Source organism: Pedobacter sp. HMWF019, assembly GCF_003061025.1.
Taxonomy (GTDB): domain Bacteria; phylum Bacteroidota; class Bacteroidia; order Sphingobacteriales; family Sphingobacteriaceae; genus Pedobacter.
Map to the genome: position 1 here is coordinate 6,271 of NZ_QAIL01000550.1, position 10,955 is coordinate 17,225.

Here is a 10,955-nt window from a genome sequence, read left to right on the forward strand (position 1 = left end):
CGATTACAATAAATATTTTTCACAATTTACTTGGATTTAACCTTAAAGTCGACTTAACTTTATCCATCAATTTAATTTAAACAAAGCAAAAAATCATGACAAAAAAGTTTACTCTTTTTATTGTTTTTCTCTTGTGTTCTTTCGGCATTGCGATGGCACAGGACATTACCATAAAAGGTGAAGTTAAGGACCAGCAGGGTCTTCCTTTACCTGGTGTTTCGGTAAAAGTCAAAGGCACTTCCCAGGGAGCCATGACCGGAGCTAATGGATCTTTTCTCCTAAAAGCTCCTGCCGATGCGACCCTTACTTTTTCATTTATTGGTTATAAAACCACAGAGCAGGCTGTTGCTGGCAAAACCACACTTAATGTGACCTTAACTGATGACAACAACCAACTCAATGAAGTGGTTGTAGTTGGTTATGGTACCCAAACCAAGAAAGACCTGACCTCTGCAATTGTCTCTGTTTCTTCAAAAGACATAGAGAATCAACCGATCACCAATGCTGTACAAGCCATACAAGGTAAAGCAGCGGGTGTACAAGTGAGTTCTCAATCTGGAAAACCAGGTGCAGGGATTACGGTAAGTATACGTGGTAACACCTCTATCCTGGCCTCAAACAGCCCATTATATGTTATTGACGGGGTAACCTCACGCGATGCAAGTTTCATCAACCCAAATGACATCGAAAGCATGACCATCTTAAAGGATGCATCTGCAGCAGCCATCTATGGTTCCAGCGGTGCAAATGGAGTTGTCCTGATCACCACTAAAAAAGGCACTCAGAAATTAGCTGTCGGCTTCAATGCTTTTACAGGTTTCTCTAATCTTTGGAAAAAAGAAAAAGTCTTAAACAGAGACCAGTACATTGCACTGATGCAAGAACTCGGCTATGGTGTAGAGGGATTAGGCAATGAAAATACAGACTGGCAAAAGAAAACTTTTGGAACGGGTATTCAAAACAATTACCAGCTATCGCTTTCAGGCGGTATTAAAGGTGGTCAATACGCTTTCTCTTCCGGCTATCAGCAGGACAAAGGTGTTGTTGCTCCGGCAAAACTAGATAAATACACCATGCATTTCAATGGTTCCCAAAGCCTCACCAGCTGGTTAAAATTATATGCAACTGCAGCTTTAACTTCAAAAAATTCAATTGACGTTCCGGACAATGCAGGTGCAGCTAAAGGTGGAACAATCATCGCTGCGTTAGCCACTCCGCCAACTATTGGCGTATATAACGCTGATGGCACTTACGCATCCAATCCTTACAAAGCAGGTTCTGAAAACCCATATGGTGCTGCTTTCGCAGCCAAAAACAATACCAATGAATTAAGGTTCCTGGGCTCTTTCGCTGCAGAGATCAAATTTACAAAAGACCTTTCTTTTAAATCCAGCATCAGTGCCAACAACAGAGATGCTTATTATACCTATTTCCTAGATCCATACATGACCACTTATGGTCGGGATCAGAAGGGTTTATATAACAACAACAAGACCAAAGACCATGTATGGTTGAACGAGAACATTTTGAGCTATGTTAAAAACGTAGATAAAAATGCCTTCACTGCGACTGCTGGTATGACCTTGCAGTCTTCCGATTATCTGTACACACCTTACTCAGAAAGCAATTTTCTGGGTGCTAATAAACAACTATTGCCTCGCGGATCAAATGTTCCTGCACAAGTGGTAACGGCTGCACAATGGACCAAACGTTCCTACCTTGCCCGTGTAACCTATGCATATGACAGCAAATACTTATTTACTTCAAACTTCCGTGCCGACGGATCTTCCCGTTTCGGAAAAGACAATAAATATGGTTATTTCCCATCAGCTTCCGTAGGATGGAGAATCTCAGGAGAAAATTTCCTGAAAGACAGCAAATCAATCAATGATTTAAAATTACGTGCAAGCTGGGGTAAAGTTGGTAATGATGAAGGCATTGGAGATTATCCATACCTGGAGCTTTACCAGCCGGATGCTCAAGGAAATTACACCCTTAGCCAATTGCCAAACAACCAGCTGCAATGGGAAGCTTCTACCCAAACCAACCTTGGTCTGGATCTGAGCATGTTCAACAGCCGCATCACCTTTACTGCCGATGCTTACCTCAAAAAAACAAACAATTTACTGATCAACCAGCCCCTTCCAAACAGTGTTGGATTTGGTAAAATCGTAAAAAATGTTGGTGCTGTAGAAAACAAAGGTCTTGAGTTTGTCCTTTCTACAAAAAATGTAGAAGGAAAAAAATTCACCTGGAATACAGACCTGAATTTCTCTCTTAACAGAAATAAAGTGACCAGTCTTGGAGATAAAGTAAGCTCTATCAGCTTCGGCGGAATTTATCAGCGCGACGATGCCATCAGAGTAGAAGTTGGCCGTCCATTGGGCAGTTTCTATGGTTACGTTGCTACAGGAGTTAACCCCGAGACCGGCATGGAAATCTACAAAGATCTGGATGGAGACAATCAGATTACCGCAGCTGACCGTACTTTTATTGGTTCTGCACAACCTAAATTTACCTATGGTGTAAACAATACCTTAACGTATGGAAATTTTGGTCTGACCTTCCTGTTCCAGGGTGTTCAGGGAAATGACATCTACAATGCGTCCAGAATGGAACTGGAGAGTTTAAATGATTCCAAGAACCAGCTGGCTACTGTTCTGAACAGATGGACACCACAAAACAAGATTACCGACATCCCTAAAGCCGTTAAAGACGATACAGACAATACCAAGACGTCAAGCCGGTTTGTAGAAAACGGTTCATACCTGCGTTTGAAAACGGCCACACTGTCTTACAATTTTGGACAAATGGCATTGGGTAAATTAAAAATGAGCAAAGTAATGATTTATGCTTCCAGCTATAATCTGCTCACCTTTACAAAATACAAAGGATTTGATCCGGAAGTGAATCAGTATGATGCCAACGGTCCTTCAATGGGCGTAGACTATGGAACTTATCCTCAGTCCAGAACATTCTTATTTGGTGTTAACGTAGGCTTTTAATTTAAACAGAACATGAAATTCAAATTATATTCATTAATCGCAGCAGGCACATTGGCCATGACACTTGGAAGCTGCAAAAAAGATTTCTTAGACAAAACCCCAATTACACAGGTCGGTCCTGATCAGGCTTTTGCCGATGCAGCAGCAGCAGAAAAACTGATTGCAGGAGCTTATTCCGGTATGTACGTCGATTATCACATCTGGGATTACATGACCAACGGAGATGTAACTGCAGACAATTGCTATGCAGGTGGAGACAATGCCGATAACATCGCTATTGACAAATTTACCATCATTTCCACAAACGGTAACGTTAAAAGAGACTGGAATGGTTTGTATGGTAATATCAAAGACTGTAACATCATCCTGAATAACGTTGGAAAAATCAGCGACCCTAAACTGGACGTAAATAACAGAAGACAGCAGATCCTTGCAGAAGCGAGTATCATGAGGGCTTATATGTATTTTAACTTGGTAAGAACCTGGGGTTCGGTACCATTGGTTCTTGCTCTTCCCAGCACAGATGCAGAATACTATCCTAAAAAAGCAACTGTTGACGAGATCTATACACAAATCATCAAAGATTTGGAATTTGGCGCTGCTAATGCAGCCTCAACTGCCGCCAACAAGGGAATTGTAACCAAAGGTGTTGCAAATGCCTTATTGTCTAAAGTGTATGCAAGCATGCCAACACCGAACTGGGCTAAGGTACAGCAGTATGCAGACCTGGTGATTTCCGGAGGTTATTCTTTAATGAGTAATTACGATAACCTTTGGGATTCCAACCACAAAAACAATACTGAAGCCATCTGGGAAATGCAATATGATGGCTGGGGAGGTGTTCATGGAAACTGGATGCCGAGTGTGATCGTTGGTTTAGGATGGAAAAAGTTCAATACCCCAACCAATGATCTTGTTGCCGCATTTGACGCAGAGGGCGATGCTGTACGTAAAAACTCCAGTATTTCATTTCTGAACGTAAGTGCAGAAGGCTGGACAGATAGTTACTGGTCAAAAACAAGCTATCCTTTCATCAACAAATACAGAGCTGACGACAAATCGGATAGCTATATCCTCAGACTCGCAGACATTATGCTGTTGAAAGCTGAAGCCCTGAATGAACTTAGTGCTGGTGGATGGTCATCTGCTAAAACCATTGTTGATCAAATCAGATCGCGGGTTAAATTAGCAGGCACGCCAGCCGCAGACCAGGCGTCTATGCGTTTAGCCATAGAAAAAGAACGTCGTCTGGAACTTGCTTTTGAAGGACACAGGTGGTTCGATTTGCTACGCACCAATCGTGCAATTGCGGTAATGAACGCCCAAAAAGATGGCAACGGTGCATCCTTGAATTATAATGTTACTGCTGGAAAACTGCTCTTCCCTATTCCACAGGAAGAACTGGACAGGAATCCAAATGTAAGATAATTATCAATTACCCAACAAAGGCTGTGTAAACAGCCTTTGTTATATACACACACTATGAACCATAAGAAAAGTTTAATCCCGATCCTCTTATTTTGCAGCGTTTTTACCGCTGAAGCACAGAACAGCAAGGAAGCTAAAGTTGAAGCTTTGCTTAAAAAGATGACCCTCGAAGAAAAAGTGGGCCAAATGGCACAGATCACCCTGGATGTGATTGGCAAGGGCAAAGACCGCTTTACCAGCTATGAACCATTTACTCTTGATCAAAAGGAAATGGAAAAAGCCTTGATCCAGTATAAGATTGGATCTGTACTGAACACCTCAAATAACCGGGCAAGAACAACTGCTGTTTGGTATGACATTATCGGTAAAATCCAAAAAGTAGCCATGAGCGGCAAAAACCGTATTCCTGTGATCTACGGTATAGATGGTATCCACGGAGAAACCTATACCGCAGGAGCAACTATGTTCCCTCAGGAGATTGGACAAGCAGCAACCTTTAACCGCAAACTTGTGCGTGAAGGTGCAGAAATCTCTGCTTACGAAACCAGGGCAAGTTCTATTCCATGGACTTTTTCTCCGCAACTGGATCTTGGACCTGATCCCCGTTTCCCTCGTCAGCAGGAAACTTTCGGAGAAGACCCTTATCTGGCTGGAGAACTTGGCAAAGCGATGGTCAAAGGATTTGAAGGGGAAAACAACGATGTTTCCAACCCATTCCACGTAGCCACCTCAGTAAAGCACTTTTTAGGCTATCAGTCTTCAATTTCCGGAAAGGACAGAACACCTGCCGTAATTTCAGACCAGGCCCTGAGAGAGTATCACCTCCCTCCCTTCAAAGCGGCTATTGATGCAGGTGCAAAAACCATTATGATCAACTCTGGTTTGATTAATGGTGTACCCGTACATGCCAATTATGAGATCCTGACCAAAATGCTGAAAGAAGAACTGGGTTTTAAAGGCCTGGTGGTTACAGACTGGGGTGATATAGAAAATCTGTATGCCAGAGATCACGTAGCCAAAAACAACAAAGATGCAGTTAGGCTGGCTATTAATGCCGGTATAGACATGTCAATGATTGCCTACAATTATGAGCCTTTCTGCGATGACCTGATTGCGCTGGTTAAAGAAGGCCAGGTTAAAGAAGAACGCATCAATGATGCAGTAAGAAGGATCCTGATGGTTAAATATGACCTCAACCTTTTTGAAAAACCGACCACCAATCCAAAAGACTACCCTAAATTCGGAAGTCCGGCTTTTGAAAAAGCAGCTTACAACACCGCAGCAGAGTCTATTACGTTGTTAAAAAATACCGATCAGGTTTTACCATTAAGCAAATCTCTTAAAGTTTTGGTTACCGGACCAAATGCCAATTCTATGAGAACACTTAATGGTGCATGGACCTATTCATGGCAAGGTGAAAAAGTAGAGGAATTCGCTGCAAAATACAACACCATTTTAAAAGCCATTCAACGCAAGGCCGGACCGCAAAATATAAGCTATATCCCAGGAGTAAGCTATAAAATGGATGGAAAGTACTATGAAGAATATGTAGACAAGATGGATGAAGCTGTAAATGCAGCCAAAAATGCAGACGTCATTGTACTTTGTTTAGGAGAAAACACCTATACAGAAACTCCAGGTAATTTAAATGATCTGTATATCTCAGATCTTCAAACAGAACTGGCGCAGAAACTAGCTGCAACCGGCAAAAAGATCATTCTTGTCCTGAATGAAGGAAGACCCCGCGTGATCAGTAAATTTGAAAACAAAATGGCTGCTGTGTTGCAAACCTACCAACCTGGTAACTTTGGTGGAGATGCCCTTGCAGATATTTTATACGGTGATGTAAATCCTTCAGGAAGACTACCTTATACCTACCCGCAGTACCCTAATGCCTTATTTACCTATTACCACAAGCCATCTGAATCCCGTTCTACGACAGAAGGTGTATATAACTATGATGCAGATTACAATCCTCAATATGTTTTTGGACAGGGTTTAAGCTATACCACTTTTACTTACAGCGATATTAAACTTAGCAGCAACACGCTTAAAGCTGGTGAAAAATTAACGGTTTCTGTAGACCTTACCAATAGCGGTAAAGTAAATGGAAAAGAAAGCGTACTCCTATACACTTCACAACTGGTGTCCAGTCCAATTAGCCCGGATGCTAAACGTTTAAGAGCCTTTGATAAAATTGATCTGAAGCCTGGAGAAACCAAGACGGTAACTTTCCTCATCAGCCCGGAAGATCTTGCTGTAGTGATGCCTGATCTCAAAAAAGTAACCGAGCCTGGGGAGTTCACTATCCAGATCGCAGATAAGAAGATTAATTTTAACTATAGCCTTTAAGCCCAATGATGAAACCGATTTACAGTCTTTGCCTGCTTGCCGCAGTGACCTTAGGAGCCTGCTCTGCCAGGAAAGACCTACAACCCAATAATTCCGGAAAGGCGGAGCTTTGGTTAACAACGCCTGATCAGTCTTCTCTGCTGGCGAAACAAAATACCCAGTTGAATTTTGGAGAATTCAGCAACAGTAACCCTAGCATTGAGGTCAATGAACAACAAACCTATCAAAGTATTGATGGCTTTGGTTTCACCTTAACTGGTGGAAGCGCCACATTGATCAATGGTCTTCCTGCAAAGGAAAAGGAGGCCCTGCTTGAGGAACTTTTTTCCAGCAAAGGAAATGGCATTGGCATCAGTTACCTTCGCATCAGCATAGGCGCATCGGACTTGAGCGCAGATACATTTACTTATAACGATCTTCCCGCTGGAGAGACTGATGTAAACCTCGAAAAATTCTCCTTATCCAGAGAAATGAAAGACTTGGTACCAGTGCTTAAGCGCATTGTAGCCATCAATCCTTCTATTAAAATCTTGGGCTCTCCATGGACGGCACCAACCTGGATGAAAGACAACAACAGTTTTAAAGGAGGCAGTTTAAAACCTGAGTATTATGAATCTTACGCTAAGTATTTTGTAAAATACATTCTGGCCATGAAAGCACAGGGAATTGTTATTGATGCGGTGACCATTCAAAATGAACCTTTACATCCTGGAAATGTACCCAGCATGTATATGGAAGCTCCAGATCAAGCCAAGTTCATTAAAACAGCCCTTGGACCGGTATTTAAAAAGAACGGAATCAAAACCAAGATCATTGTTTATGATCATAATGCCGACAGACCAGACTATCCCATTACGATCCTGAATGATCCGGAAGCCCGTCAATATGTAGATGGTTCTGCTTTTCATTTGTATGGTGGTAAAATTGATGCCCTGACTGAAGTTCATAATGCCCACCCGGATAAAAACTTATATTTTACAGAGCAGTGGGTTGGTGGACCGGGTAATTTCCCTGAAGACCTGAAATGGCATGTTTCTACCTTGATCATTGGAGCCACAAGGAACTGGGCCAGAAATGTATTAGAGTGGAACCTCGCTGCAGATCCTTCTTATGGTCCTCATACCGTAGGTGGCTGTGTAACCTGCCTTGGTGCTTTAACCATACATTCGGCTGTTAACAGAAATGTGGCTTACTATATTATTGGCCATGCTTCTAAATTTGTTGCTCCGGGATCAATAAGAATTGGATCCAATTCAATAAGTGGACTGGAGAACGTCGCCTTTAAGACACCTGAAGGCAAAAAAGTGCTCATCGTAGCCAATACAACTGACCATACTCAAAATTTCAATATAAAAGATGCAGGCAAAACCCTGGAGGCTAATTTACCGGCCGGGGCTGCGGCTACCTTTGTATGGTAATACGTTTTGTTAATTGTTTAGAAAGCCCCGCCCAAAGCGGGGTTTTCTGTTTAATTTCAACTTTGCTCAACTATTTTGTACCTTAACTGTTGTATACCTTATTGAAGAACCAAGAGATGAAACATTACCTTCTTTCGCTTTTCGCACTTACAGGCGTGCTGAGTTCCTGTCAGAACACAACTGTAACCAACCCAAAAGCCGACAGCATAGTGCATGCGGAAAGTGAGCACATCACCCTTCCCGGACAAGAATGCTATTCCTATATTAAGGATAAGGACACCATTGCACTTTCCCTACATACAACTTCGGGCAAGATTACCGGAGATTTAACTTATAGTTTGTATGAAAAAGACAGGAATTATGGAACGATATCCGGTGTGATGAAAGGCGACACCATTTTAATCGATTACACCTTTGATTCCGAAGGCATGCATTCAGCAAGACAAGTTGCCTTTCTCAAAAAGGAAAATCAGTTAATAGAAGGCTTCGGCGACGTGGAAGATAAGAATGGAGAGATGGTATTTAAAGATCCGAAAAACCTCCAGTTCAGCAATGCCATTGTACTGACCAAAACAGATTGCAATTAAAAATCTTCAAAGCGCTCCCAAAAACCATCTACAGGCAATTTGGCGAATATATTAATAGGCTCCTTTTTTACAGGATGTATAAACTGTAAACGGCGTGCATGCAAGCAAATGCTGCCCTTTCTGCTCCCCCTTGGATAACCGTATTTATTGTCTCCAACAATAGGGCAGCCTAAGGTAGAGAGTTGTACCCGGATTTGATGAGAACGACCAGTTAATGGGTCGACCTCAATCAGATAATAGCCACCAAGCTCGCCAATCAGCCTGTAACTCAACTCAGAGCGCTGACTTCCTGGCACTTCTTTATTATGTGGGGTAACCACGTTTTTTTGAGGGTTCTTGATCAGCCAATGCACTAATGTACCGGAAGGTTGTGCAGGCTTATTTCTTACCACTGCCCAATAGGTCTTCTTAACCTCTCTATTTTTAAAAAGCGCATTCATACGCTCCAGTGCCTTACTGGTTTTGGCAAACAGAATTACTCCGCTAACAGGGCGATCCAGGCGGTGCACCACCCCCAGAAAAGCACTGTTGGGTTTATTGTATTTTTTAGCAAGATATTTTTTAACCATTTCTTCCAATGGCTCATCTCCTGTCTCGTCAATCTGAACAATATCACCGGCGCGTTTATATACAGCTATGAGGTGGTTGTCTTCGTAAAGTATGTCTTTATCAGTTACAGGCATTTCTTAATACTGTTCTTTTTCATTAGGAAAATCATTGCCCTTAACATCTTTGATATAAGATTCTGCAGCATTTTTAATTCCACTATATAAATCCAGGTACTGACGCAGGAAACGAGGTTTAAAGCCTTTGGTAAGACCAATCATGTCATTAACTACCAGCACTTGTCCATCACAGTCCGGGCCTGCACCAATTCCTATAGTTGGAATATGTAAACTTTCAGATACTTCCTTTCCCAATTTTGCGGGTATTTTTTCCAGAACTACTGAAAAACATCCTGCTTGTTCCAGAATTTTTGCATCGCTCTTTAATTTTTCTGCTTCCAGTTCATCTTTGGCTCTTACTGTATAGGTTCCAAATTTATAAATAGATTGCGGAGTAAGCCCCAGGTGCCCCATCACTGGTATACCTGCGGTAATAATACGTTCTACCGATTCCGCAATCTCGGCTCCGCCTTCCAGCTTTACGCCATGTGCTCCGGATTCTTTCATAATTCTGATGGCCGAATTCAGGGCTTCTTTTGAATTCCCCTGGTAAGATCCGAAAGGCAGATCTACAACAACGAATGCCCGTCCTGCTCCTCTAACCACACTTTGAGCATGGTAAATCATTTGATCCAACGTAATTGGAAGGGTTGTTTCATGCCCTGCCATAACATTAGATGCAGAATCTCCAACGAGTAATACATCCAGCCCTGCGTCTCCAAGGATTGTAGCCATGGAATAGTCATAAGCGGTTAACATGGCTATTTTCTCACCACGTTGTTTCATTTCTTGCAGAATATGTGTAGTAATGCGTTTTACTTCTTTATTTACTGACATGCCTATTAGGTTTAGATTGACAAAATTAGGTTTTACAATCGAAATAAAAGGTAAAAATATAAGATATAAGCTTATTGAAAAATCAATATACTCTTCGGAGACTACGCTTTCCACGCATAGCTGCGCGAACTGCTTCGAAAGCTAAGGTCTCCTCTGAGTAATATTGATTTTTTTCGAAGTGTTTATATTTTACTTGTTCTCAAGAGCTCGCAAGCTCGGTTTTCCAGGTGCTTAGCTGGGAGGAGAATCCAGGCATCAAGCAGGGCAGGTTAAATCTATTGTATGCTAATTTCAATATAAGAGGATCTCCACAAGATAAGGGCTTGTCCACACCTTATACACACCTCCGTCACAATTAATACACAAACAGGTACCTTTTTGTGAAGAAAGTGTGTCTGATGTGTGTATGATGTGAGGCTCAGCCTCTAGCCTGTCGTATTCCAGTCTCCTCCCGTGCATCATTTTTACCTGGTCCTACGCCCTGCCCGGTCACCTCCCTCCTCTGCAATTTGCTACGGAAAATTCTCGTACGCTGCGGAAAGACCTCAGAGATCTGCGGGCTTTTTCTGCCCGCCTGATATCGTTAGTCTTGAAGCAGCTGTACAGAATTTTCCTCTAAATTCCCTTATTCTATCCCCTATTAAAATTACTGTTAAAAAAATA

General features: G+C 42.1%; 7 protein-coding genes. 5 read left to right on the forward strand and 2 right to left on the reverse strand.

Annotated elements, in window-relative coordinates; all coding sequences use genetic code 11:
• Positions 1–95: 95 nt before the first annotated feature.
• From DBR11_RS26820 to DBR11_RS26840, 5 genes are all read left to right on the forward strand, one after another.
• Complete coding sequence (locus DBR11_RS26820) at positions 96–3,005, forward strand: TonB-dependent receptor (protein WP_108555621.1); 2,910 nt, start codon at positions 96–98, stop codon at positions 3,003–3,005.
• A 12-nt stretch (positions 3,006–3,017) separates the two neighbouring features.
• On the forward strand, positions 3,018–4,433 hold the full coding sequence (locus DBR11_RS26825; RefSeq protein ID WP_108555622.1) for a RagB/SusD family nutrient uptake outer membrane protein: 1,416 nt from the start codon (positions 3,018–3,020) through the stop codon (positions 4,431–4,433).
• Between the two features lie 54 nt (positions 4,434–4,487).
• A complete protein-coding gene (locus tag DBR11_RS26830; protein WP_108555623.1) occupies positions 4,488–6,785 on the forward strand; it encodes a glycoside hydrolase family 3 N-terminal domain-containing protein in 2,298 nt (765 codons plus the stop codon).
• Between the two features lie 5 nt (positions 6,786–6,790).
• Positions 6,791–8,203 (forward strand): glycoside hydrolase family 30 beta sandwich domain-containing protein, encoded by a 1,413-nt coding sequence (locus DBR11_RS26835; RefSeq protein WP_369974465.1) that lies wholly within the window; start codon positions 6,791–6,793, stop codon positions 8,201–8,203.
• Between the two features lie 116 nt (positions 8,204–8,319).
• The gene (locus DBR11_RS26840; RefSeq protein ID WP_146186684.1) at positions 8,320–8,790 is read left to right on the forward strand and encodes a hypothetical protein; all 471 of its coding nucleotides are present in this window, start codon (positions 8,320–8,322) and stop codon (positions 8,788–8,790) included.
• Here DBR11_RS26840 and DBR11_RS26845 read toward each other — a convergent pair.
• Positions 8,787–9,473, reverse strand: a complete 687-nt coding sequence (locus DBR11_RS26845; RefSeq protein ID WP_108555626.1) for an RluA family pseudouridine synthase — start codon at positions 9,471–9,473, stop codon at positions 8,787–8,789. The two genes, DBR11_RS26840 and DBR11_RS26845, sit on opposite strands and share 4 nt — an antisense overlap.
• Before the next feature lie 3 nt (positions 9,474–9,476).
• A complete protein-coding gene (gene panB, locus DBR11_RS26850) occupies positions 9,477–10,292 on the reverse strand; it encodes a 3-methyl-2-oxobutanoate hydroxymethyltransferase (protein ID WP_108555627.1) in 816 nt (271 codons plus the stop codon).
• Positions 10,293–10,955: the final 663 nt, after the last annotated feature.

Bases quoted from the DNA above. Each gene is read 5' to 3' on its own strand.
- DBR11_RS26820 (WP_108555621.1), top strand. From the start codon at position 96: ATGACAAAAAAGTTTACTCTTTTTATTGTTTTTCTCTTGTGTTCTTTC.
- panB (WP_108555627.1), bottom strand. From the start codon at position 10,292: ATGTCAGTAAATAAAGAAGTAAAACGCATTACTACACATATTCTGCAA.
- DBR11_RS26840 (WP_146186684.1), top strand. From the start codon at position 8,320: ATGAAACATTACCTTCTTTCGCTTTTCGCACTTACAGGCGTGCTGAGT.
- DBR11_RS26835 (WP_369974465.1), top strand. From the start codon at position 6,791: ATGATGAAACCGATTTACAGTCTTTGCCTGCTTGCCGCAGTGACCTTA.
- DBR11_RS26830 (WP_108555623.1), top strand. From the start codon at position 4,488: ATGAACCATAAGAAAAGTTTAATCCCGATCCTCTTATTTTGCAGCGTT.
- DBR11_RS26825 (WP_108555622.1), top strand. From the start codon at position 3,018: ATGAAATTCAAATTATATTCATTAATCGCAGCAGGCACATTGGCCATG.
- DBR11_RS26845 (WP_108555626.1), bottom strand. From the start codon at position 9,473: ATGCCTGTAACTGATAAAGACATACTTTACGAAGACAACCACCTCATA.